The organism is Candidatus Poriferisocius sp. (assembly GCF_965204015.1).
GTDB lineage: Bacteria > Actinomycetota > Acidimicrobiia > Acidimicrobiales > Bin134 > Poriferisocius.
Genome location: NZ_OZ241965.1, coordinates 2,030,671 through 2,053,722, shown reverse-complemented (window position 1 = coordinate 2,053,722; position 23,052 = coordinate 2,030,671). Strand labels below are relative to the sequence as shown.

Here is a 23,052-nt window from a genome sequence, read left to right as displayed (position 1 = left end):
GCTAACAGACGTGGAGTACCGTTGCCAGAAAGCGGATATGAGGTTTTCACAGCCATGACCAGCACCTCTCTCGACGGTGGCCGAGCGACCGCAGGGGACGCTGCGGTCACCAGCCGTGAGGGGTTCGACCTGCACGATCTGCGCTCGATTGTGGAGGTTGAGATGGCCCTCGACGACTATCCGTTGGCCGACGAGGTGGTCGACCGGGCGCTGGTCTACCGCGCCGAGGATCTACGCCGTGTCCTGAGCGATCTCGACCATGCCGCGGCCGTTCGTGTCGAGCTGACTCGGGCGCTTCACGATGGGCCGGGGGTGATCGTGATCTCCGGAGCCATTGACCCTGCGGTGGTCGACCGGGCCTCGGAAGTGTTCGAGCAGATCATCGCCGACGAGCGCGAGGCCGGCACCGGCGGAGGCGACCACTACGCCGAGCCCGGCGCCAACGACCGACTGTGGAACGCGCTGGAAAAGCTAGCCGTGGCCGACCCCGAGACCTTCGTGGACTACCACGGAAGCGATATGATCGATTTGGCCTCATTGGCCTGGCTCGGCCCTGGATACCAGATCACCGCTCAAGTGAACGCCATCAACCCCGGCGGCGCGGCGCAGATGCCCCACCGGGACTACCACGTGGGCTTCATGACCGATGACGTGGCCGAGCGGTACCCCATCCATGTGCATCGACTGTCGCCGCTGCTGACCCTGCAAGGGGGCGTGGCCCACTGTCACATGCCGCCGGAGACGGGGGCCACCATGCTGTTGCCCCACTCCCATAAGTACGAGCTCGGCTATCTGGCGTGGCGGCGGCCCGAGCTGATCGAGTACTTCGCCGAGCACCACGTGCAGATCGAGCTCGACAAGGGCGACCTGGTGTTCTTCAGTCCGGCGGTGTTCCACGCCGGCGGCCACAACCGCACTTCCGACGTGAGGCGGATGGCCAATCTGTTGCAGATCTCCTCGGCCATGGGTCGGGCCACCGAGGCCGTGGACCGGGAGCGCATCGTTAACGCCATCTACCCGGTGCTGTTGCGTCGCCAGGAAGAGGGGCTCGACCCCGCGGTCATCTCCTGCGCGGTGGCGGCCAGCGCCGAGGGCTACGCCTTTCCCACCAACCTCGACCGCGACGTGCCCATTGGCGGCCTCACGCCCCCGTCACAGCAGGATCTGGTGCGGGAGGCCCTAGCCAACAAGACACCCCCTGACGAGCTCGCCGCTCAACTAGTTGCCCACCGCCACCGCCGGGCCACGCACTGAACGGCTATGCCGGGAGGAGATAAGTCGATCTGAGCTGGGCGATGGTCTCGTCGGTGAGCTTGAGGTGGGAGCGGGCGTAGCTATCAATACCACCGAGCTCATTCTCGATGTGATCCAAAAACGCGTGGATCTGCGATTCGTGGGCGCCCATAATCGGCCAAAGTGATTCGGGGGCCAGCCGGCGCTGCTCTTCCAGTTCGTCGGCCACCACAGTGTTGGTGGCCAGGTAGTCCTCCACCACCGTCTCGCGGTCCGCACCGAGAACGCCGAGCAGCATCGCGGTGGCGGCGCCGGTGCGGTCGGTACCGCCCTCGCAGTGGAAGAGCAGGGGCCGTCCGGCAACCGCCACCAACTCGGCGAAGAACCCCGCGAACACCGGAGCGAAGTCAACAGCGAAGCTCACATACCGCTTCACCCGGTCGCCGGCGATGTCGAGGCCCAACTCGCCGGTCAGCTTGAGCACGGCGTCGAAGTCCTGGTTGAGCCAGTGATGGATGATGTCCGCCCTGAACTCGGACAGATCCTGTTGCTCCTCTCGGCCCCCAACAAGCGCAGTCGAGCTTCGGGGGTTGTCGATGGGCAGATTCACCCAGCGCACGGCGAGGCCATCGAGTCGGTCGGGACGGCGCTCCACCTCCGCCTCGCTGCGGAAATCGACCACGCAGGCCAAGCCGAGCCGGGCCAGGTCGTCGCTATCGGCTTCGTGGAGGGTGTCGGAGCGGAAGAGGACTCCGCTGCGAACCACGCGGCCCTCGGCGGTTCGCAGGCCACCGAGGTCGCGCAGGTTTTTGGTGCCCCCAACGGGAACGAGCTGTTTGAAGACGTCGATGCCCATCAGCCGGCCGACACGAACTCCTCTTTTTCTGGATCCCAGATCACTTTGACCAGCGGGGAGTCGTCGGCGCCTATCTTGCCCTCGCTCATTGAAGCCGCAGACATGCCCGGCAGGTCGATCGACCCGAGGTTGGCCGCCGCCTCCAGGAATGTCTCGTTGGTGAGGTTGGGGCCAGCGGCGGTGGCAATGGCGGCGAACAGCCAGACCGTCTGACAGGCCCTGACCACCAGACTGAGGTTGATGGGCTGGCTGGGATCTTCGGTCACGTTGACCTGTTCGACATTCCCGTCCTCGTCGGTGATCTGAGCGTTGTTGTAATTGTCCACGCACTCAATGATCAGGGGATCGTCCCCCCGGTCCCAGTACGTCTTAATCTGCTCCGGTGCGTACACGTGAAGCTGGATGGCGGTGGGATCGACGCCCAAGTTCAGGTAGAGGTCTTCGTCAGACTCGCTGGTGATCTGCGGGATGTCGATCCCCGCCCTGATCATGGCCCCAGACATGAGCGCAGGCTCCAGCGAATACACCAAATCAGGATCCTCATCGGCGATCCGCTGGACGATCACGTCGTGGTTGGCCTCGGCGGCCTGCACGTCGTCAACCGCGGTCACCCTGCTCACCGAGGTGATGGTGGCGCCGTGAGCCTCCAGCGATTCGATGAGGGGGTCGGTGAGAGAGTCTTCGCTGGCCAAGATGCTGAAGTGGACGCGCTTGCCATCGATGAGCCCGTCGGCCGCGGCGGCGGCGATCAAGTTAAGCTGGATTCCCAACTTGGTGGCCTCGGTGGCGAAGAGCAGGCCATTGGAGCGGTTGATGGCCTCCGGTGTCACATCGTTGCCGTTGACGGCGATGGTGTTGTTGCGCTCGGTGTAGCAGAGCTCGTTGTCCTCGCGAAGCCAACCGACGAAGGCGAAGACCATCTTGTCTTCCACGAACTTCACGCAGGTGGCGTCGGCCTCCACTGTTCCGATGACGTTGAGGACATCAATGTAGGGAACGAGCATCCGGCCGTTGATTCCGCCGGCGGCGTTCACCGCGTCCACAGCCACCTGCCACTTGGAGGCCAGGTCGCCCTGGTCGAATCCGAACATCTCGGCATCGAGGGAGGTCATGCCGATGCGGATCTCTGTTTCGGTCACCCCTCGGAATGAGGCGGTCAGCGGCACTGGAGTCGCCTCGGGCTCGGGTTCGGGGGCTGGTTCCTCGTCGTCGGGCTCAGGCGCGGGGGCCGACTCGTCGGCTTCGGGTTCGGGGGCTGGTTCCTCGTCGTCGGGCTCAGGCGCGGGGGCCGACTCGTCGTCGTCGGGTTCGGGCGCGCTAGTGGCCGGCGCGGCCGGAGTGTCGTCGGAAGAGTCGGAATCTGAGTCGCCGCCACAGGCGGTGAATATGAGCGAAAGAGCGACGAGCACTCCAAGAAGCCGTTTGGACATTTGAGCCTCCAAAGTCACAGCGGTGGTCACAACGTAGCGAAAGACGGCGACTCCTCGTTGTGGTCCACCCGAATTTCGCAATATTTTCGATGAGTGTAGACAAAAATCGAAAGTCTGTCTTTCGCGATGCGGATTTAGGTGCTAACCATCTGTCGTGGCCGTCGAAGGGAATGCCCCAGACAACCCGAATCAGGATGCCGCCTCCCTTCTGAGCTCCACCATCCTTGACAACGAAGAAGCTCGGCTGTACGCCGCGCAGGCTGCAAAGCGAGATGTGGTGTATGAGGATGCCGCGCTGCCCGGCGTTGGCGTTGAGGAGATGGGCCTGCGGGACGGCCTCCGCCGGGGCGGGATGATCACCTTTGGCACCTTGACCGCCATCGAAGCTTTCGACGAACTGGAGAGTGCCGCGCTCAGCGTTTTGGGCCCCGACATTGCCGAGACATTCGACGTCTCCGACGGCACTATCACCTTCATCTCGGTGGCGGCGGCTGCCTTCTTGGTGCTTGGCGCCGCCCCCATGGGCTGGCTGGCCGACCGCATGCGGCGAACCCCCATCGTGGCCATCGCCACCATCGTGTTCTCGTTCTTCTCCTTCGCCACCGGGCTGGCGGTGAGCGCATTCATGCTGTTCTGGCTGCGCTTCGGCGCCGGCATGGCCAAGGCCAACAGCCTCACCATCCACCCTACGTTGCTGGCCGATGCCTACCCGATTGCCATCCGGGGCCGCATGTACGCCTTGGAAAAGAGCATTTCCCGCGTCGCCGGAACGATCAGCCCGATCCTGGTAGGCGCGGTGGCCACTGTTGCCGGGGGCGATGAGGGATGGCGCTGGGCCTATCTGGTTCTCAGCATCCCCATAGCGGTTATGGGGTTCTATGCCCTGCGCCTGCCCGAACCCGAGCGGGGCCAATGGGAAAAGCGCGAGGTTCTCGGCAAGGGCCTCGATACCGACGACGACATCGAGATATCCGTGGAAGCCGCATTCGCCCGGATCTGGCGTATCGACACCATCCGGTACATGACCATCGCGCTGGCAGCGCTGGGCTTCGCGCTCTTTCCGGCCAGTTCCATTGAGAGCTTCTTCTTGGAGGAGGAGTTCGGCTTGGACGCCTTTGAGCGGGGGTTGGCCATATCTCCGACCGCCTTTGGCCTGCTGCTGTTCCTGCCGTTCATCGGCAAGCGGTTCGACCAGACGTTCAAACGCGATCCCAACCGGGCTCTGCGCATTCTCGGCTCACTGCTGTTCCCGCTGACGGTAACGGTGCCCATCCAGTACTTCATGCCCAACGTCTATCTGTTCGTGGTTTGGGCGGTGGTGAACGGGACGCTTCTGGGGGCGTCGTTCTCGATGATCGGACCCGCCGTGCAAACGGTGCTTCCCTATCGCCTCCGCGGCATGGGGATGGCCATCATCTTGTTCTTCATGTTCGCCATCGGCGCGGTGGGCGGTGGTCTCCTCGCCTCCCTCTTGCAAGACGAGATCGGGGAGCGGCCCACGATCATCACGATCACGGTGATCGCCATGCCCCTCGGCGCCTTCTACATCATGCGGGGGGCGAGCCGGATGCGGCGGGACTTGTCGCTGGTGGTGTCCGAGCTCAAAGAAGAAGAGGAAGAACAGCAGCGCCGGGCCGAGCCGGGCGCCACCATACCCGCGCTGCAACTCCACAACATCGACTTCAGCTATGGCCAAGTGCAAGTGCTGTTCGACCTCAGCTTCGAGGTGCAACAGGGCGAGACCCTGGCCCTGTTGGGAACCAACGGAGCGGGCAAGTCGACAGCTCTCAGGGTGGTCACCGGATTGAACACGCCGGAGAGGGGCATCGTCCGCTTCAACGGCCGCACCATCACCTTCGCCACTCCAGAGCAGCGAGTGGCCATGGGCATCCAGATGCTCCCCGGCGGGGGCGGGGTGTTTCGGTCGATGGCGATCGCCGACAACATCCTGGTGGGCGCCGGCCACTACCGCCAGGATCGGGCTGCCCTGGAGCAGAGGCTCGACTACGTGTACGAGCTGTTCCCCATGCTGAAGAACCGGCAACAGGAGTTGGCCGGCGACCTGTCCGGCGGCCAGCAGCAGATGCTGGCCCTGGCCCGGGTGATGCTCCACCAGCCCGAGATCCTGCTCATCGACGAGCTGTCGCTCGGGCTGGCGCCGGGGGTGGTGGCTGAGCTTCTCGAGTTGGTCGAGACATTGAAGGAGACGGGCCAGACCATGATCATCGTCGAGCAGTCTTTGAACGTGGCGCTGTCCATTGCCGAGCGAGCGGTGTTCTTGGAGAAGGGCGAGGTGAAGTTCGAAGGGCGAACCGCCGAGTTGGCCGAGCGCGACGACATTGCCCGGGCGGTGTTCCTGGGAGAAGAGGGCGGCTAGCGATGCTCTCGGCCGTTCTCGCCGCCAGCCGAATCAACCCCCAAGTGATGTTCAACGGCGCGGTTACGGGCATCGTCATCGGGCTGTTGGCGATGGGGATCGTGCTCACGTTTCGATCGACCAAGGTGATCAACTTCGCAGTCGGGAACATGGGGCTGATCGGCGGCGTGCTGTTGCCGCTGCTCGTGCTCCAATACAAATTCCCGTTCTGGGTGGCCGTCGCCTTGGTTCTGGTGATGGGCGCGATATTCGGAGGAATCGTCGAGCTCACCGTCATCCGGCGGTTGTTCCGAGCGCCCAGGGTCATCTTGCTGGTGGCCACGGTGGGGGTCGCCCAGCTCTGCCAGGTGATCCCGCTGACGTACCCCGAGCTCGACGTACAGGGAATTCGGCGCTATCCGGTGGTGACCTCGGCCAGTTGGCGGCCCTTCGAAGCACTGGGGGTGAGCGAGGTCCAGCTCTGGACGGTGCTGGCTGCCCCGGCGGTGATCGCCGCAGTCGGCTGGGGTCTGCTGGCGCTTCGTCCCCCAGAGGCCCGGTCCACCCGGCGGAGCGTGTGGCTGAGGACGTGGGTGGTCGGGTTGGCGGTGACCATTGGGGTGCTCGCGCTGGTCTCCGGCGACGGAGAGCCCAAGGGGATTCGCATTTCCGGGGCACAACTCACCATCCTCGTGGCGGTGCCGCTCGTCGCACTCGGCCTCTATGTGGTTCTCAACCGCACATGGTTCGGCAAGAACGTGGCCGCCGCGGCCGAGGACACCGACCTCTCCCGGCTGGCGGGGGTCAACCCGAAGGTCGTCTCAACATTCGTGTGGGTGCTCGCCGGGCTCATCTCCACGATTGCCATCGTCTTGCTGTCGGGCCAGAGCGGCAGCGTGTCCGGTCTCGGCGGGCTCGGCCCCTCGACGCTGGCCCGGGCCTTGGTTGCCGCGGCAATCGCAGGCATGGCCTCATTTCCCCGGGCCATGGCGGCCGGCATCTACCTCGGCATCATCGAGTTCACCATTCAGTTCAACTTCCTCGACCAGCCGGGGCTGTTCGATTTCCTGCTGCTCTTGGCCGTGTTGGGCGCAGTGGCCATGCAGCGACACCAGCGAGTGTCGACCGAGTCGTTCTCGTTCACCCCTAAGATTCCCGCGATACCCAACCACCTTCACCAAATCTGGTGGATCCGCCACATGAGCCGGATCGGGTTCGGAGTCGGGCTTCTGGCGTTGATTGTGCTGCCGCTCATCATCACCCAGCCGAGCCGGAACCTGTCCTACGCGTCGGTTCTGGCCTTTGCGTTATGCGCCAGTTCGCTCACCGTCATCACCGGATGGTCGGGGCAGGTCTCGCTGGCCCAGATGAGCTTTGCCGGAATCGGCGCGCTGACTGCTGCCGCGTTGACCCGCGGCCTCGAGATGGACTTCTGGTTCATCGACTTCAACGCCGACCCCATACCGTTTGCGTCGGCCGTGTTCATCGCGCCCCTGGTTACTGCTTTGCTGGCCGCGGTGGTGGGAGTGGGCGCACTTCGGGTGCAGGGACTCATGCTGGCCGTCACCACCCTGGTGCTGGCTTTGGCCGCCTCGCTCTACATCTTCCGGCGACCGATCTTCGCCGACGGCAATGCCCGCACCGTCCCGTTCCTGCGGGGCGAACTGTTCGGCATCAACCTGGCCAGCCAGCGCAACTATTACTACTTCTGCCTGGTACTCCTGACTGTTGTCCTCTTCGTGTTGGCGCGGCTTCGCCGATCCGGCGTCGGCCGGGGGACCATTGCCATACGAGACAACGTGGAGGCGGCGTCGGCCTATACCGTTAGCTCCACTCGCATGAAGCTGTCGGCCTTCGCACTGGCTGGTGGCATCGTCGGCCTCGGCGGGGCAGTGCTGGCCGGACTGGTCCAAAGCGTCCCGCTTTCCGAGCGGTTTTTCACCGTCGACGACTCAATCAGGCTGGTTGGCATCGTGGTGATCGGGGGCCTTGGCACGATACTCGGACCGGTGCTCGGCGCCTTGTGGATCGAGGGACTTCCGTCCCTGTTCGACGACAGCAGCGTGGTGGCGCTGTTCACCTCCAGTATCGGGCTCTTGCTGGTGGTGATGTACTTCCCCGGCGGCTTCGTGCAGATCCTCTATTCGTGGCGGTCGTCGGCGCTGAGATGGGCGGAGAACCGATACGGCCTGTCGGCACCGCCGAAGGGGGCCCGGGGCTCGGTTCAGCTGCCGGCATCGCATCGGGTTCGCGCCGACACTGGGCAGGCGGTTCTCGAAACTCACAACCTGAGCGTGTCGTTCGGGGGAAACCAGGCCTTGAGCGGCGCATCGCTTTTGATTCCCCACAACCGCATCGTTGGGCTTATCGGCACCAACGGCGCGGGCAAGTCGACGTTCATGAACGCCGTCGGGGGGTTCGTGCCGGCTGGCGGCCGGGTGCAGCTCAATGGAACGGAGATCAGCCGCCTCGCCCCCCACCGCCGGGCCCTGCTCGGATTGGGTCGCACGTTTCAGGGGGCGACGCTGTTCCCCGAGCTCACCGTGAGAGAAACAGTGCAAGTAGCCCTCGAGGCCCGGGAGCGCACCCCGATCCTGGCCACCGCGACGGGCCTGCCGCCTTCGGCCAGGATCTTCCGGGCGCAGAGAGCAGTGGCTGATGAGATCATCGACTTCCTCGGCTTGGGCCGATACGGCGACTCGTATGTGGGCGACCTCTCCACCGGGACGCGGCGCATCGTGGAGATCGGCGGCCTTCTCGCACTTGATGCCCACCTGCTGTGCCTCGACGAGCCCACCGCCGGCGTGGCCCAGCGCGAGGCCGAGGCCTTCGGCCCCCTGCTGGTGAGCATCAACCGCGAGCTCCAGTCTTCGATGCTGATCATCGAGCACGACATGCCGCTGATCATGAGCGTGAGCGATCATGTCTATTGCTTGGAAGCCGGGCAGGTCATCGCTGAAGGCAGCCCCGACCAGGTGCGGGCCGACCCGCTCGTTATTGCCAGCTATCTGGGCACCGACGAACGGGCCATCGGTCGATCCGACCTCTAGAGACACCGATCACGAGGACCATGCAGCCAGCACACGCAAACACCGACGCCGCAGCGGAAGACACGGCCCTCCATCTTCGGCGAACTCTCCGCTTCGACGGCGCCCTCAATGTGCGGGACCTGGGTGGAATAACCACGCCAACCGGCCAGCAGGTGCGGTACGGCATTGCCTACCGCTCTGACGACCTCGCCGATCTCAGCGTGGTGGACTTGGCCGAGCTCGAGGAGCGCTCGGTGAGAACAGTGGTGGACTTCCGCAACCCCGAGGAAGCCGAAGCCCGACCGTCGCGGCTGCCCCGCGGCGCCGAGGTGGTGTCCACGCCGTTTCCCCCCGGGGACAAGACGGCGGCAGAGGTGATGGAGCTCCTGGTGGGCGGCGAACTCACCACCGATCTCGCCCACGAGATCCTCCTCGACTCCTACCGGCACGTCACCGAAAGCGGCGGACCAGTGATGGCCGAATTGATCCGCTCGATCATCAACCGCCCTCCCGTTCTCTTCCACTGCGCGGGCGGCAAAGACCGAACCGGCGTGGCGGCGGCGGTTGTCCTGTCGCTCCTCGGGGTTGACCGCGGCAAGATCATCGACGACTACATGCTCACCAACGACCGGCTGACCGATCAGTCGAGCACCTTTCAACTCCGGCTTGCGGAGTACCCCGAGGAGTCGCGCCACGTGCTGCTGGCTCTGGGATTGGCCAAGCCCGCTTTCATCGAGCAGTCACTCAACATCATCGACCGTGAATTCGGGGGGATCGACAGCTACGCCCGGAATCAGCTGTCGTTGACCCAAGCCGAAATCGACGAGTTGAGGGCGCTCTTTTTGACTCAGTGAATCAGTCGCCCGGCTCACGCCGCGTTGCCCACGGCGGGCTGAGCCGGTGTTCGTCGATCATGTCGCTCCACAGTTCTTGGGCGGCGCGGGCTCGCTCTGGTCGCAAGCTGGCCACAGCCACAAAGAGCGCATCGACGACCGCCAAGTGGGCGATTCGGCTGGACACTGCCGCAATCCGGAACTCCGATTCGGTTCCCCCTGCCAGCAGGGCGTGGTCAACCGACTGGGCCAGCGGTGAGCGGGCGAACGTGGTTATGGCCGCAGTGTGCGCCCCTGCGCTGGATGCTGCCTCCACCGCGGTGAGCGTGTCTCGGGTGGACCCCGAGTGGCTGATGGCCACCACGATGTCTCCCGGACGGAGGAAGCGGGCGGCGGTGAGCTGCATGTGCGAGTCGGAGTGGAACTCGGCTCGATGGCCAAGCGTCCGGAACCGGAAGGCGGCGTCGAAAGCCACCGCGGCGCTTGCCCCCGCGCCCACGAAGATGATTGTGCGGGCGTTGAAGACAAGCTCGGCGACTTGGTTGAAGCTGGATGTGTCCAGCGTGTGCTGGGTGTGGCTGATGGCATCCACGGTGGAGGACAGAACTTTGGACAGCACCGATTCCCGGTCGTCGACATCTACCGGCCCGTCGAACCCCGTGGCCGTTCCCTCGGCGGCAAGGCGGAGCTTGAGGTCTTGGAAGCCGCGCAGCCCGAGCTCTTGGCACAGCCGCACGATGGTCGACATGGAAGTTCCGGTGCGCTGGGCCAGGTCGGACACCGAGAGCCGGACCACCGATGCGGGATCGGCCAGGATCTCCTCGGCGACGATGGCCAGCTTCGGGGTCAAGCTGGGAAGCAGGCTCCGAAGATGAATCGTCGGCGGGATGTCGGGGGCTGGAGGAGTATCACCCATCAGTGGGTGGCCACCCCTCAACTAGGCCGAGTTCGGCACACAGCTCCAGGGAGTTCAGGGTGCGGCCCCGCCACTCGACTGTCCTTTCTAGGTCCTCGGCCAGCCAGGCGACCACCGTTCCGGTGGCCTCGGGGGGCGCGCCGCCGAAGTTGTGCAATCCGAGCGCGTCCATGGCCTCGGTCCAGGTGAAGCCGGGGTCGATGTTGATGGCGGTGATCCCGTCGGACTCGTGCTCGGCTTGCAGCAGCGGTGCCATGCGGTGGAAGGCGCCTTTGGAGGCGCAGTGGGCATAGCCGAGCATTTTCAGTTCGACCACCTGGTAGGGGGGATCGTCGACCTGGCCTGCCGACGATGTGAGATTCAAGATGAGGCCCGATCCCTGCTCGATCATCGAGGGCAGGATGAGCTGGGTCAGAAGAACCTGTCGCAGAACATTGGCAGTGAAGGCGGTGTCGAGGGCTTCGAGATCGAGTATCCCTACCGGGTCGAGCAAGCCCGGGCCGCTCCAGATGGCGTTGTTTACCAAGACGTCAACTCTGCCCCACTCATCGAGGGCCGTTTCGGCTGCGGCTCGCACCGAGTCTGCCGACAGGAGGTCCATGGTGATGGGCAGGGCCCGTTGGCCTCGCTCAGCGATCTCGGCCGCGGTCGTCTCCAAGCTTCCGGGCACGGTCACGTCGCCGCCGGCATCCGTGGTTGGCTGGGCGACCGTTCCCTCACCCTCCCGCACAGTTCGGGCGGTTATGGCTACGTCGTATCCCACCTCGGCCAGGGCCAATGCGCTGGCTCGGCCGATTCCCCGGCTGCCCCCGGTAACCAGCGCAATGGGGCTGGACGATTGCTCGCTCATGACAGCGGTCCAGACAGTTCAACTCCGGCCGGAGGCTGGGAGATCTCAATCGCCACGCCGTCGGGGTCCATGATCATGAACTGCCAGAACCCCTTGATCTCCGACGGGCCGCTCAGAATCGGCACACCGTGAGCGGTGCAGGCATCCGCCGCCTCGTTGATGTCGGCGACTCGGACGGTGAATCCCCGCAAGCCGCGCTCATTGTTCTGGGGGTCGCCCGCGTCGGGGTCGCCGAGATAGACGAACTCAACCTTCTGGCCCCCGACCAGCCCGACCACTACTCGCCCCTGCACGCCCTCTCGGCCCACGATGGCGTCCAGGCCCGGTCCCGAGATCTTCTCATCGGACAGAACTTCGTAGCCCAACAGCTTGATGTAGAACTCCAGCGACGCATCCACGTCCACCGGATGAATGATCACATGCGACCAGTGGCGCACTCCGACTGCTCCAGACATGCTCGCGTCCTCTCTCTAGAAACCAGCTTCGGCAGAATACTCCACAATTTATTCGAAAAAACGAAATCTTTTCGATTTGGCCTATAGCTGTTGGCTAGCGGCCGGCGGCGGGGCGGAAGGCGGCTACTACCTCCGCCAGATAATCGTGGGCTTCAGATGCGTCGGAGGGGATGGGGAGGTGGGCTCGGAAGTCGGTGACACCGGCTTCGACCATTGCTGGAACGCTGTCCATGGTGGCGGCGAGGTCCACGCCGTCGTCGGTGCGCACGATGGGCAGAGTGCCGACCACGCCGAGCCCCGACGGGTCGCGGTCATAGCCGGCCACTGCCTCGCGCATCTGGCCGATGTGGGCAGCCATGTCGCCGGCCATGGCGTCGCCCCAGGGGATCCATCCCGAGCCGAACCGGGCCAGGCGGCGCATGGCCCGGGGGTTGACCGTGCCGCTCACCCAGATGGGCACACCGCCAGGCTGCACCGGCTGGGGTTGCATGTAGATGCGGGAGAACTCCAGCTGGTCGTCGCTGAAGTCGGCCGGACAAGAGCTCCACAGGGCCTGGCACACCGCGAGGGTGTGGTCGAGCTGGCGACCCCGGTCGGCGAAGTCCAGCCCGGCGGCCACATACTCCTCGGCCTGCCACCCGACGCCCACGCCGAGGTCCACCCGGCCGCCGGTGAGCACGTCGAGGGTGGCCAGCGACTTGGCCAGGATCACCGGGCGGCGCAGCGCAGCCAACAAGATGTTGTTGCCCAGCCGGAGGTTGCTGGTAATGGCGCCCAGCGCCGTCAGCACGGTGGTGGGCTCCAGCCAGTGGCCGTCGGGCCCGGTGGGCTGGCGGCCGCCGGCCATGCCCCCTAGCTCGGCTTGGCCGTAGGCCTCCAGATTCTCGCCGAACACCACGTGATCGCTCACCACCACTTTGTCCACCCCGGCGTCGTCGGCCGCCTTGGCCAGATCCAATACGGGTTGCCATCCCCCCGGACCGGGGTCGGCGGCGGCGAACGTGCGGAGGTTGATGGAGATCAGCGCTGACATAGGGCCTTGCTTAGCACCTCTCGATTGGTGTCCGGCATGCCGTAGAGCATTTGTTGCCAGCCAACAGCCTCGTGGATCAGTGGATCGCGTTCGCGGCCCGGAGGGCGGTGATCTCCTCGGGGTCGAAACCCACCTCGGCCAGCATGTCGCCGGTGTCACCGCCGATGGTGGTAGTGGGCGTGCAGACCAGGCGGCCGGGGGTTTCGTCGAACTGAACGGGGGAGGACACTAGGCGGGCGGTGGGGTGGTCGGGGTGGGGCTGGGTGTAGCCGTTGGCCACTGCCTGGGGGTCGGCCAGGGCTTCGGAGGGGGTGGCGACTTTGGAGTAGATGCAGCCTTCGGCGGTGAGGGCGGCCTCGGCCTCGGCCACCGTCATGGACGCAAACGCCTCGGCGAAGATCTCTCGTATCTCACCGCTGCGCTCCAGGATGACCGCGGCATCTTCGTAGTCCGGGTCGACCGCCATATCGTCAAGCCCCAGCGCCCGGCACATTTGGGCCCAGAAGCGGCCCATGTCCAGCATGACCGGCTGGATGTGGCGGCCGTCGGCGGTGGTGTAGGTGCCGGTCAGCGGATTGGGGCTGGCCATGCCCCCACCCGAGCGCCGGGGCGGGTCGGCGCCGTCGGCCGACGTCGACGCCAGATCCGACGAAAGCTGGAACATCCCGAAGGCCAGCAGGGCCACGTCCACCACCATTGGCTGGCCGGTGCGGGCCGTGCGGTAGAGGGCGGCCGCGATCCCTCCGGCCAGCGACAGCCCCGACGGTCCGTCGCCCATGGCTCCCCGCTGGCCCACCGGCGGGCCGTCATTGGGGCTGAGCATGTAGTTGAGGCCGCTGCGAGCGAAGTACGACACCGCGTCGAATCCGCCCTCCTCGGCGTCGGGTCCCCGCACCCCGTGGCCGTGGCCCCGGGCATACACCAGGGTGGGGTTGACGGCCCACAGGTCCTCGGGCTCCAGGCGCAGCTTGCGCCGGGCCTGGGGGCGGAAGCTGGTGACGAAGACATCGGCCCACGACACGAGGCGGTCGAGAGCGGCCCGCCCAGCAGGATTTGTGATGTCGAGTGCCACCACCCGCTTGTTGCGGTTGTACTGGTTCCACGAGGAGTTGTACCCGGCGACCTCGCCCATGGTGCCCGAGCGCATATCCCGCCGGCCGGGGTCGCCGGTCAGCCGCTCTACCTTCACCACCTCGGCACCCCACTCTCCCAGCACCGACCCGCAGGTAGGAACGAAGGCGTATTCGCCGAGTTCCAGCACATGGACACCATCAAGGGGCAACGACATGGCCATGGGTCTATCACTCCAAGTCGATTGCCGCGATCTCGCCTCCGGGGCGGGCTTGGACTTTGGCCGGGTCGATGCTGGGTGCGGTGCACACGTACAAGCGCTTCCCGGAGTCGTCGAGCATACAGGCGGTGGGTCGACTGCCCGGGAACTCGATGACGTGGTCCAATTGGCCCCCTTCGCGCAGTAACAGCACCCGACGGCCCATGGGGTCGGCAGTCCACACCCGGCCATCGGGGTCGAGGCAGATGCCGTCGGGCGATCCGGCCTCCAGCTCGGCAAACACCTGCCGGTCGCCCAAAGAGCCGTCGTCACCCATCGCGAACCAGCTCAGCCGTCGTCCCCAGGTCTCGGCCACGACCAGCCGCCGGTCAGGGGTGATGACCATGCCGTTGGCGAAGCGCAGCCCATCGGCGGCCACCATCACCTCGCCGTCGGGGCTGACCCGCAGAATCTGGGCGGGTTGCTCAGGGGCCCGGGCCTCCAGATCGAACCCGTCGTTGCCGATGTACGCGGTTCCGTCGAAGTCCACCACCATGTCGTTGATCTTGGAGTCCGACACCGGGTTGAGGTCGGCGACGATGGTCCCGTCGGCTCGGCGCAGCGTGCGGTCGGTGGTGGACACCACCAGCAGCTCGCCGTCGGGGGTCCAGCCGAGCCCTGACGGGCGCCCCGGCACCAGGGCCCGCTCGGTTAGATCGCCGGTTTCAGGATCCCAGGAATAGACCAGGCCACCGAAGACATCGGAGAACCACAGTCGGCCGTTCCGCCAGCGGGGCGCCTCGGGGAAAAAGAACCCGGAAGCAACCGTCACTGGCAAGACACTGCCGATGTGGCTAGTGGACTACGAAGTCGAAGCGGAAACCTTGCCGCTGTAGGACGCGTGGCTCAACGCAATGATCCAGATTGCCAACACGATGGCGGTGATGGTTTGGACAACGCTCCAGAAGTCATTTGACTCCAATGACGCGGCCATCAGGAGGAGCACTGCGGTTGCCAACATCACCAGCGAAGCGATGCCCTGTATGGCTTGGTGGAGGCCTCCCGGCAGCAGGCGTGTGCCGCCCAGGCCCGCAATTCCGATTGACGCGTAGAGAATGGGCCAAGCAATCAAGACGATCCCGAGCTTCACCGATTGCATAGCCACGGCCAACTCTTCGGGATTGCCGCCGATGCCGTCGTCCAGCACCCTGACTGCCATGTGGTCAAACCCCTCGATCACACCGACGACGAAGAGGGAGATCATGCCCAGCAGCGTCCCACCGCGAACCATGTCTCCCACCAGGCCTTGGTCGGTTACAAAGTGCCGAATGCTGTTGAGTCCGGTGAGGACGAACATCAACCCGAAGGCGTACAAGACCGCTGAGGTATGGGTGAGAACCTCATTGTCAGCCATCGCGTCGACCAGCCCGTCGAGGTCATTCCAGTCCACGCTGTCGATGAGAACTCCCGGCTTAAGCGCCCTGCCGACGGCGGATACCACCCCTCCGAACAAGATGTATGCGCCTCCGCGCTGCATTGCATTCATCGACGACAACATGTCAAACCCCCGGTCTCTCCTGCCCGGCTCTACGAGCCGGATCCCGCTTCATATTGCCTGATCTGAAACTACATCTCATTCCTTGAGTGGGCAAGGATGCTGTTTGAGGAAATCTTCGCCGGAGCCTGGCCTTTTCCTGGGGCAAATGCAACGGCCAAACTCGTGGTGTGACGCCCACCCTGGCAGAGTTCGCCGCCGAGGCTCGGGCGTTCCTGGACGCCAACGCTGAGCGCGCTGTGCGCGACGAGTTCACCTGGGGAATCGGCTCTGACGAGATCACCGTGTATGCCGAGAAGAGCCCGGCAGAGGAGGAAGCGGCGGTCAGGGCCGCCCAGCAGTGGCGGGCCAAGATGTGGGAGGCGGGGCTCGGCTGGATCGCCGGGCCGCCCGAGTACGGCGGACGGGGTCTCGGTCCGGAGTACGAGCGGGCCTATCTCGATTTGGAGGCCGGCTACCGGGTGCCCTCGCAAACCATGTTCGGCAGCTCGTTGGGGGTGGTGGCCCCCACGATCTTGGCCCACGGCTCCGATTGGCTGAAAGAGCGTTATCTGGCCCGGTTGTTCCGGGGAGAGATCCTGGCCTGCCAGTTGCTGAGCGAGCCAGGGGCTGGGTCGGATTTGGCCTCGCTAAGCACTCGGGCGACCGCCGATGGCGACGAGTGGGTGATCAACGGACAAAAGGTGTGGAGTTCCCGGGCCCATTTCTCCGACATCGGCCTGCTGCTGGCCCGTACCGACACCGATGCCCCCAAGCACAAAGGCATCACTGCCTTCATCTACCCACTCGACACTCCGGGCACCGACGTTCGCCCTCTACGGCAGATGACCGGCGGGGCGGAGTTCAATGAGGTCTTTTTCGACGATGCCCGCATCGGCGACCGTTGTCGAGTGGGCGATGTCAACGCCGGCTGGTCGGTGTTTCGCATCTCATTGCAATCCGAGCGGGCCTCGATCGGATCGAGGGGGGCGGGATACGGCGGCAGCGGTTTGGTGGGGCTGGCCGCTCCTGAGAAGGTGTTCCAACTGGCCCAACACTTCGGCTTGTCCGACGACCTGGTGGTGCGCCAAGACCTGGCTCGCCTGTATACCGGCTACCGGCTGGTTGGCTGGAACGCCAACCGCCAACCCCCGCTGGCCCCGGCGGCAACCAAGTACGCCACCGCCCGACAGGTGAACTGGGCCGCGTCGATGATTGCCCGCATGCTGGGCCCCCGCATTTGCGCTGACACCGGCGAGTGGGGGACCTACGCGTGGAAGCAACTCCTGCTGGGTGCCTGTGCTATGCGCATCGGTGGCGGCACTGATGAGGTAATGAAGAATGCTGTCGGAGAAGGGGTTTTGGGCTTGCCCAGGGAGCCGCGTTAGGTTTCGGCCGCCTCCAAAGCGCCTCTGTCGATCTTGGACATGGGGGTTAGGGGGAAGGCGTTGGTTAGGCGGAGGTGCTCGGGGAGTTTGTAGTCGGCGATGTGCTGCTGGCCGAAGGCTCGCAGCTCTTCCAGGGTGGGCGGGTTGGCGGGATCGGCGGGGATGACCACGGCTACCCCCACGGCGCCCATCACCTCGTCGGGCCGAGGCACCACGCACACGCCGGCCACTTTGGGGTGCCAGGCCAGCACCTTCTCAGCCTCCACCGGGAACACCACGTAGCCGCCTCGGTGGAAGCCCTCTCCCCGGCGGCCCACGAGTCGCAGGCAGCCGGTGTCGTCGATCCAGCCCTGGTCTCCGGTGTGGAGCCAGCCGCCCCGCAGTGCCTCGGCGGTTGCGGCCGGATTGCGCCAGTACCCGGCCATCACGGTGGGTGACTGGAAGCACACTTCTCCCACCGTCCCTGGGGATACGGAAAGATCGCTGTCGAGGTCGCGCACTTCCACCTTGATGCCGGGCCGGGGTCGCCCCACGGTGTAGAGCATCTCCTCCATGGGGGCGTCGATCCAGGTGAAGGTGCCTATTCCCCCTACCTCGGTGCAGGCGTACCGCTGGGTCCAGTCGGCCTCGAACCGCTGCCGAGCTTCCTCGATCACATTGGGGGGCGACGGCGCCCCGCCGGTGACCACGAGCTTGACCGAAGAGAAGTCGTACTTGTCGAAGTCGGGGTGGCGCAACATGAGGGCGATCTGGGGAGCCACCCCGCCTATCGCGGGCATCCGGTAGCGGGACACGGCGTCGAGCACCGCGGTTGCGCTCCACTTGTCGATCACATGCAGTGTGGTGCCCACCGCGAACTGGGCCGGCACTTTGCCCATCACCCCGATGTGGGCCATCTGGGTGTTGGAGGTGATGGCACCGCCTTCCCCCCAGCCGTTGCCGGTGTCCACGATGGCGATGTCGGCCAGGATCTGGTTGGTGAACGTCGCCCCCTTGGGCACGCCGGTGGTGCCCGACGTGAACACCACCGCCACCGGCCGGTCGCCGTCCGGGGGCAGCGGTGGCGGGGCCTCGTCCCGCACCCGCAGATCGGCGCACACCGAGCCCGGCCCGTCGGCCAGAGCGACTTCGATCAAGTCGATGTCGAGCTTCTTGCCATCGGCCATCGCAGCAGTGGCGATGGCCCGGTCGGCTTGGGCCACCTCGTTTACCAGCACGGTCCGTTCGGGGGCAGGCAGGCGGCTGCTCACTCCGGCGGTGATCGCTCCCAGCTTGGCCAGCGCCCCATACAGCACGATGTAGTCCACCGACGACGGCACCAACAGGGCCACCACTTCCCCGTGGCTCACTCCCTGGCGAGCCAAACCCACGGCCACCTCGTCGGTCAGGCGGTCAAGCTGGGCGAAGCTGACCGGCCAACCCTCTTCCGCCACCAGGGCGGGACGGTCAGAAAACCGCCTTCCCGACGCCCTGATGGTTTCGGCCCACATCTCCCGAGTGTGCCATTTCGGGACAACTGAGTACCCGCGTTGCAGGAGGAATACGGTTGGCGAGTCTGAACAGCAAGGAGCGTGGTCATGGGCGAATTTGTGCGGATTGAGACCGGTGCGGCAGAAGGGGTGGCCACTCTGCGGCTGGACCATCCCAAGGTCAACGCCCTGAACGCGCAGGTCGTGGCCGAGCTGCACGAGGCCGCTGACGAGTTGGCCGGGCGTACCGACATCCGAGCCGTGGTGATCTGGGGCGGACCCAAGGTGTTCGCCGCCGGAGCCGACATAAACGAGTTCTCGGGGATGGATGCCGCCGGGGGCCGGGACCTCAGCCAGAGGATCAACGACGCCCTCCAGGCCTTGGAACAGCTACCGCAGATCACCATCTGCGCCATCAACGGCTACGCCCTCGGCGGGGGATGCGAGCTGGCCATGGCCGCCGAGTTCCGCCTGGTGGGAGAGAGCGCGGTGCTGGGCCAGCCGGAGATCCTGCTGGGCCTCATCCCCGGAGGGGGAGGGACCCAGCGATTGAGCCGCCTAGTGGGTATCACCAAAGCCAAAGAACTGATCTACAGCGGGCGAAACGTGAGGGCCGACGAAGCCGTGGCTATCGGACTGGCCAGCGCCGTTCATCCCGACGACCAGCTCTACGACGAGGCCGTGAAGCTAGCCGCCCGCTACGCCGCCGGCCCCGCGGCAATCACTCTGGCCAAAAAAGCCATCCTCGACGGCTACTTCCTGTCCCTAGATGAGGCCCTGGAAGTAGAGGTGGAAGCCTTCGCCACCTGCTTCGACACCGACGACGCCCACACCGGCGTAGCCAGCTTCCTAGAAAACGGCCCCGGCAAAGCCGAATTCACCGGGTCGTAGTCGCCTCCCGAAGTGACTCATTATTGAGTCGCTCTACCTCAATAGTTGAGTCATCACGTATTGACGCGTCGGGTTAGTCGTAGTAGGGGCTGCGGCCCCAGCAGGAGATGGTGTTGTCGGTGCGGAGGGCACACGAATGGTGGTCAGTTGCCGAGACGGCGGTGAATTGGCCTGCGGGCGGGTCGGCCTGGCCGGAGGAGTTCTGACCCCAGCAGGAGATGGTGTTGTCGGTGGCGATGGCGCACGAATGGTCGAGGCCTGTTGCGATGGCCGTGAATTGGCCTGCGGGCGGGTCGGCCTGGTCGTAAGAGGTCCAGCCCCAGCAGGAGATGGTGTTGTCGGTGCGGAGGGCGCACGAATGCGCGCCGCCTGTTGCGATGGCGGTGAATTGGCCAGCGGGCGGGTCAGTTCGGTTGTTCGCGTCTTCGCCCCAACAAGAGATGGTGTTGTCGGTGGCGATGGCGCACGAATGGATGAGGCCTGTTGCGATAGCGGTGTAGGCGCCTGCGGGCGGGTCAGCTTGGTCGTAAGAGTTCCAGCCCCAGCAGGAGATGGTGTTGTCGGTGCGGAGGGCGCACGAATGCGCGCCGCCTGTTGCGATGGCGGTGAATTGGCCAGCGGGCGGGTCGGCCTGGCCCACCCTGTTCCGGCCCCAGCATGCGATGGTGTTGTCGGTGCGGAGGGCGCACGCATGAAAGTTGCCTGTTGCGATGGCGGTGAATTGGCCTGCGGGCGGGTTCACCTGGGCCGCACTTTTGTCGCCCCAGCATGCGATGGTCTGGTTGGTGCGGATGCCGCACCAAGTGTCGATGGCGGTGTAGGTGAACAGGCGTGCAGGCGCGTCGGGCGACCCGATATTGAGTCCCCAGCATGCGATGGTGTTGTCGGTGGCGATGGCGCACGAATGGTTGTTGCCTGTTGCGATGGCGGTGAATTGGCCTGCGGGCGCGTCGGTTTCGCCTAGGGAGTTCTCGCCCCAGCAGGAGATGGTGTTGTCGGTGGCGATGGCGCACGAATGGTCGCCGCCTGTTGCGATGGCGGTGAATTGGCCTGCGGGCGGGTCGGCTTGGCCCACCCTGTTCCGGCCCCAGCAGGAGATGGTGTTGTCGGTGGCGATGGCGCACGAATGCGCGCTGCCTGCGGAGATGGCGGTGTATTGGCCTGCGGGCGCGTCGGCCTGGCCGTAAGAGTTCCGGCCCCAGCAGGAGATGGTGTTGTCGGTGGCGATGGCGCACGAATGGTGGGGACCTGTTGCGATGGCGGTGAATTGGCCTGCGGGCGGGTCGGTTTCGCCGAATGAGTTCCGGCCCCAGCAGGAGATGGTGTTGTCGGTGGCGATGGCGCACGAATGCGCGCTGCCTGCGGAGATGGCGGTGTATTGGCCTGCGGGCGGGTCGGTTTCGCCGTAAGAGTTCCGGCCCCAGCAGGAGATGGTGTTGTCGGTGGCGATGGCGCACGAATGCGCGCTGCCTGTTGCGATGGCGGTGTATTGGCCTGCGGGCGGGTCGGCTTGGCCTTCTCTGTTCCGGCCCCAGCAGGAGATGGTTTCGTCGGTTCTGATGGCACACGAATACCAATAGCCTGCTGCGATGGCGGTGTAAGTCCTTGCGGTGTCTGGTTGGGTTGTTTTGCCAGTCTCGGGTTGGCTGTCGGGGCAGCCGTTGGGGACGAGTTGGGTGTCGATGTTGTGTTGGCAGCGGTAGGTGTTGAGGAGGGCTTCTTGGCTTTGGATCAGAGCGTCTCTGACGTCGAGGTCGTTTTGGGTGGGGTTCGGGGGGGCGGCGCCGGGGGAGATGGTGTCGGGGTTGGGGCATCCGCCGGGGACAACATCGGTGTCGGTGCCGAACAGACATCGGTAGGTATTCAGCAGATTCTCCTGGTTGGCGATGAGCTGGTCGCGCATCGCGATGTCTTCAGCGGAAACCCCGGTCTGGGCTGATACCGGCGGCCCAACTGCGACAACCGCGCCGAGGGCCACGACGAAGCAGACAACCACAGCCGGACACCTAGATCGCATGGCGGGCTATCCTAATTCCCCCATCTCGCCCGACTAACCGGGCTGTTCCAGCCGGCCGGGTCAGGCAATCGGGGGGTTTTTGGAGACGGCTAGGGCCTTTTCTTCGGGGGGTGTGGGGCCGAATTTGCGCCAGAGCCAGCCGAGGGCGGCGCCGACCACGATCATGAGGACGCCGAGGAGGGCCATGTCAATCAGTCGGCCGCTCAGGTCGCCTAGCAGGGCTTCGTGGATCGACTGGGCGGCCCGCACGGTGTCGGAGTTGTCGATGAGCACGGCTAGCAGCGCTCGGGTTCCGTAGATTCCCACCCCCAAAATCCCAGCCATGGCGACGATTCCGGCGCCGATGCTCCACAACACCCGAGTGCGAGAGGGCGAAATCAACAGAGCGCCGAGGCCACACAGCAGGATCAGGGTGATGGTGGAGGACCGCCGGTCTTGCAGTTGGCCCAGAAACTCCCAGAATCGGTCGCCCGGCTCCGTGCGCTGGAGCACGGTTACCACGCCGGCGTCGGCCGGTGGCGTCACCGTGCCCAGAAAGGCCAGCTCCTCGTTGGCCACGATCTGGTCTAACGCCTGATTGAAGATCGGTCCCAAATCGACTTCGACACTCCGGATGGGTGGGTTGGCCACCAGTGTGCCTCCCTCAACGGCCAGTACATCGCCATGAGCCTGGCGCACTGCCCTTTCCAACAGACCGTTGTTGTCCGCACTGGTGAGCAACTCCCCCACCACCACGGGGATCTCCTGCTGGATGACCTGCTGGGCGCTGGCCGAGCCGGCGGGCGTGACCGGCAGATCAGCCATCTCCACGGTGGTGGTGACGAATGATGCCGCCACCACTTTGTGGACGTCTTCGTCGTCGAAGATCCCGGCGAGTTCCTCGGTGAAGCGGTCCTCGTCGAACACCACAAGATCGGCGTAGGTGGTGAGTGCGGAGAACCCCGATCCGAACACCACGATCAACAGCAACAACACGGCCACCGCCTCGCGCACCGTTCGGGAGGTGACGCTGCGCCAAGAGCGCACCAATTGCTGGAAATAGTCCTCCACTGTGTCCAGTCTGCCCGTCTCCAGTTGGTTCTTCACGCCACCCTCGACGACGGGCGGCCGAACGGGCTAGCCGAACAGCGGACTGACCGAGGAAACCTCGTACTTCTTCCCGTCCATCCCGGTGATGCCCAATTCGCTAATCGCCGCGCCGAATGCCGCGATATGCGGGGCGGTGAAGTGGGCGCCCAGCACCTCTTCACTCTCCCAGATCTCGAAAAAGCGGATTTTGCCCGGCGCTTCCACCGAGAAGACGTACTCGATGTTGCCGTCCTCGGCCCGGGAAGCGGCGGCCATTTCGTTGGCGGCCGCCATGAACGCCTCGGTGTTCTCGGGGGGAAGGGAGCCAGTGCCGGCTATGACGATCATGGAATCTCCTCAAAGTGGTGATGAGCGGTCACAGCGTAGCCAGGGAGGCGGCGAAAAACGCGATCGGGCAGGTTGC

19 protein-coding genes are annotated in these 23,052 nt (G+C 65.1%); 6 read left to right on the top strand and 13 right to left on the bottom strand.

The genetic code is table 11. The features are described from left to right. Window positions 1-54 precede the first annotated feature (54 nt). Complete coding sequence (locus tag ACOGJC_RS09155) at window positions 55-1,254, top strand: phytanoyl-CoA dioxygenase family protein (RefSeq protein ID WP_419844698.1); 1,200 nt, start codon at window positions 55-57, stop codon at window positions 1,252-1,254. Window positions 1,255-1,258: 4 nt separating this feature from the next. On the opposite strand, the gene ACOGJC_RS09150 is transcribed toward ACOGJC_RS09155, so the two are convergent. Beyond that, entirely contained in the window at window positions 1,259-2,089 is an 831-nt protein-coding gene (locus tag ACOGJC_RS09150) for a tyrosine-protein phosphatase (RefSeq protein ID WP_419844697.1), read from the bottom strand. Continuing rightward, a complete protein-coding gene (locus tag ACOGJC_RS09145) occupies window positions 2,089-3,519 on the bottom strand; it encodes a hypothetical protein (protein WP_419844696.1) in 1,431 nt (476 codons plus the stop codon). Before ACOGJC_RS09145 ends, ACOGJC_RS09150 begins: the two co-directional genes overlap by 1 nt. A 154-nt stretch (window positions 3,520-3,673) precedes the next feature. Between ACOGJC_RS09145 and ACOGJC_RS09140 the strand changes: the two genes are divergently transcribed. Genes ACOGJC_RS09140 through ACOGJC_RS09130 form a run of 3 tightly spaced genes read left to right on the top strand, consistent with a single transcriptional unit; the run spans window position 3,674 to window position 9,758 of the window. Then, on the top strand, window positions 3,674-5,896 hold the full coding sequence (locus tag ACOGJC_RS09140) for an MFS transporter (RefSeq protein ID WP_419844695.1): 2,223 nt from the start codon (window positions 3,674-3,676) through the stop codon (window positions 5,894-5,896). 2 nt (window positions 5,897-5,898) lie between these two features. Then, entirely contained in the window at window positions 5,899-8,925 is a 3,027-nt protein-coding gene (locus ACOGJC_RS09135; RefSeq protein WP_419844694.1) for an ABC transporter permease subunit, read from the top strand. A 20-nt stretch (window positions 8,926-8,945) separates the two neighbouring features. Beyond that, window positions 8,946-9,758, top strand: coding sequence for a tyrosine-protein phosphatase (locus ACOGJC_RS09130; protein ID WP_419844693.1), 813 nt, complete (start codon window positions 8,946-8,948; stop codon window positions 9,756-9,758). A gap of 1 nt (window position 9,759) precedes the next feature. Here the strand turns inward: ACOGJC_RS09130 and ACOGJC_RS09125 are convergent, their stop codons facing one another. From ACOGJC_RS09125 to ACOGJC_RS09095, 7 genes are all read right to left on the bottom strand, one after another. After that, window positions 9,760-10,653, bottom strand: coding sequence for a MurR/RpiR family transcriptional regulator (locus ACOGJC_RS09125; protein WP_419844692.1), 894 nt, complete (start codon window positions 10,651-10,653; stop codon window positions 9,760-9,762). Continuing rightward, a complete protein-coding gene (locus ACOGJC_RS09120) occupies window positions 10,646-11,503 on the bottom strand; it encodes an SDR family NAD(P)-dependent oxidoreductase (RefSeq protein WP_419844691.1) in 858 nt (285 codons plus the stop codon). Before ACOGJC_RS09120 ends, ACOGJC_RS09125 begins: the two co-directional genes overlap by 8 nt. Beyond that, window positions 11,500-11,958 carry a VOC family protein gene (locus ACOGJC_RS09115; protein ID WP_419844690.1) on the bottom strand — a complete coding sequence of 153 codons (459 nt, stop codon included), beginning with the start codon at window positions 11,956-11,958 and terminating at the stop codon, window positions 11,500-11,502. Before ACOGJC_RS09115 ends, ACOGJC_RS09120 begins: the two co-directional genes overlap by 4 nt. 94 nt (window positions 11,959-12,052) lie before the next feature. Next, on the bottom strand, window positions 12,053-12,991 hold the full coding sequence (locus ACOGJC_RS09110; protein WP_419844689.1) for a TIGR03619 family F420-dependent LLM class oxidoreductase: 939 nt from the start codon (window positions 12,989-12,991) through the stop codon (window positions 12,053-12,055). Window positions 12,992-13,067: 76 nt separating this feature from the next. After that, a complete protein-coding gene (locus ACOGJC_RS09105) occupies window positions 13,068-14,285 on the bottom strand; it encodes a CaiB/BaiF CoA transferase family protein (RefSeq protein WP_419844688.1) in 1,218 nt (405 codons plus the stop codon). A gap of 7 nt (window positions 14,286-14,292) precedes the next feature. Beyond that, entirely contained in the window at window positions 14,293-15,093 is an 801-nt protein-coding gene (locus tag ACOGJC_RS09100) for an SMP-30/gluconolactonase/LRE family protein (protein ID WP_419844687.1), read from the bottom strand. Window positions 15,094-15,123: 30 nt separating this feature from the next. Next, window positions 15,124-15,807 carry a hypothetical protein gene (locus ACOGJC_RS09095; protein WP_419844686.1) on the bottom strand — a complete coding sequence of 228 codons (684 nt, stop codon included), beginning with the start codon at window positions 15,805-15,807 and terminating at the stop codon, window positions 15,124-15,126. Between the two features lie 179 nt (window positions 15,808-15,986). On the opposite strand from ACOGJC_RS09095, the gene ACOGJC_RS09090 reads away from it, so the two are divergent. Continuing rightward, window positions 15,987-17,183, top strand: a complete 1,197-nt coding sequence (locus tag ACOGJC_RS09090; protein ID WP_419844685.1) for an acyl-CoA dehydrogenase family protein — start codon at window positions 15,987-15,989, stop codon at window positions 17,181-17,183. Here ACOGJC_RS09090 and ACOGJC_RS09085 read toward each other — a convergent pair. Then, a complete protein-coding gene (locus tag ACOGJC_RS09085) occupies window positions 17,180-18,673 on the bottom strand; it encodes a class I adenylate-forming enzyme family protein (protein ID WP_419844684.1) in 1,494 nt (497 codons plus the stop codon). The two genes, ACOGJC_RS09090 and ACOGJC_RS09085, sit on opposite strands and share 4 nt — an antisense overlap. 87 nt (window positions 18,674-18,760) lie before the next feature. On the opposite strand from ACOGJC_RS09085, the gene ACOGJC_RS09080 reads away from it, so the two are divergent. Continuing rightward, window positions 18,761-19,543: an enoyl-CoA hydratase/isomerase family protein gene (locus ACOGJC_RS09080; RefSeq protein ID WP_419844683.1), complete on the top strand. Its 783-nt coding sequence runs from the start codon at window positions 18,761-18,763 to the stop codon at window positions 19,541-19,543. A 73-nt stretch (window positions 19,544-19,616) separates the two neighbouring features. On the opposite strand, the gene ACOGJC_RS09075 is transcribed toward ACOGJC_RS09080, so the two are convergent. The 3 genes from ACOGJC_RS09075 to ACOGJC_RS09065 all read right to left on the bottom strand — a co-directional run bounded on the left by ACOGJC_RS09075 (window position 19,617) and on the right by ACOGJC_RS09065 (window position 22,976). Continuing rightward, window positions 19,617-21,539 carry a hypothetical protein gene (locus ACOGJC_RS09075; protein ID WP_419844682.1) on the bottom strand — a complete coding sequence of 641 codons (1,923 nt, stop codon included), beginning with the start codon at window positions 21,537-21,539 and terminating at the stop codon, window positions 19,617-19,619. An 81-nt stretch (window positions 21,540-21,620) separates the two neighbouring features. After that, a complete protein-coding gene (locus ACOGJC_RS09070) occupies window positions 21,621-22,646 on the bottom strand; it encodes a hypothetical protein (protein ID WP_419844681.1) in 1,026 nt (341 codons plus the stop codon). Between the two features lie 30 nt (window positions 22,647-22,676). Further along, window positions 22,677-22,976: a putative quinol monooxygenase gene (locus ACOGJC_RS09065; RefSeq protein ID WP_419844680.1), complete on the bottom strand. Its 300-nt coding sequence runs from the start codon at window positions 22,974-22,976 to the stop codon at window positions 22,677-22,679. Between the last annotated feature and the right edge of the window lie 76 nt (window positions 22,977-23,052).

Excerpts from the sequence above, each read along its gene's own strand:
- ACOGJC_RS09125 (WP_419844692.1), bottom strand. The coding sequence starts at position 10,653 with ATGGGTGATACTCCTCCAGCCCCCGACATCCCGCCGACGATTCATCTT.
- ACOGJC_RS09155 (WP_419844698.1), top strand. The coding sequence starts at position 55 with ATGACCAGCACCTCTCTCGACGGTGGCCGAGCGACCGCAGGGGACGCT.
- ACOGJC_RS09120 (WP_419844691.1), bottom strand. The coding sequence starts at position 11,503 with ATGAGCGAGCAATCGTCCAGCCCCATTGCGCTGGTTACCGGGGGCAGC.
- ACOGJC_RS09135 (WP_419844694.1), top strand. The coding sequence starts at position 5,899 with ATGCTCTCGGCCGTTCTCGCCGCCAGCCGAATCAACCCCCAAGTGATG.
- ACOGJC_RS09145 (WP_419844696.1), bottom strand. The coding sequence starts at position 3,519 with ATGTCCAAACGGCTTCTTGGAGTGCTCGTCGCTCTTTCGCTCATATTC.
- ACOGJC_RS09115 (WP_419844690.1), bottom strand. The coding sequence starts at position 11,958 with ATGTCTGGAGCAGTCGGAGTGCGCCACTGGTCGCATGTGATCATTCAT.
- ACOGJC_RS09150 (WP_419844697.1), bottom strand. The coding sequence starts at position 2,089 with ATGGGCATCGACGTCTTCAAACAGCTCGTTCCCGTTGGGGGCACCAAA.
- ACOGJC_RS09065 (WP_419844680.1), bottom strand. The coding sequence starts at position 22,976 with ATGATCGTCATAGCCGGCACTGGCTCCCTTCCCCCCGAGAACACCGAG.
- ACOGJC_RS09130 (WP_419844693.1), top strand. The coding sequence starts at position 8,946 with ATGCAGCCAGCACACGCAAACACCGACGCCGCAGCGGAAGACACGGCC.
- ACOGJC_RS09105 (WP_419844688.1), bottom strand. The coding sequence starts at position 14,285 with ATGGCCATGTCGTTGCCCCTTGATGGTGTCCATGTGCTGGAACTCGGC.
- ACOGJC_RS09110 (WP_419844689.1), bottom strand. The coding sequence starts at position 12,991 with ATGTCAGCGCTGATCTCCATCAACCTCCGCACGTTCGCCGCCGCCGAC.
- ACOGJC_RS09085 (WP_419844684.1), bottom strand. The coding sequence starts at position 18,673 with ATGTGGGCCGAAACCATCAGGGCGTCGGGAAGGCGGTTTTCTGACCGT.
- ACOGJC_RS09095 (WP_419844686.1), bottom strand. The coding sequence starts at position 15,807 with ATGAATGCAATGCAGCGCGGAGGCGCATACATCTTGTTCGGAGGGGTG.
- ACOGJC_RS09080 (WP_419844683.1), top strand. The coding sequence starts at position 18,761 with ATGGGCGAATTTGTGCGGATTGAGACCGGTGCGGCAGAAGGGGTGGCC.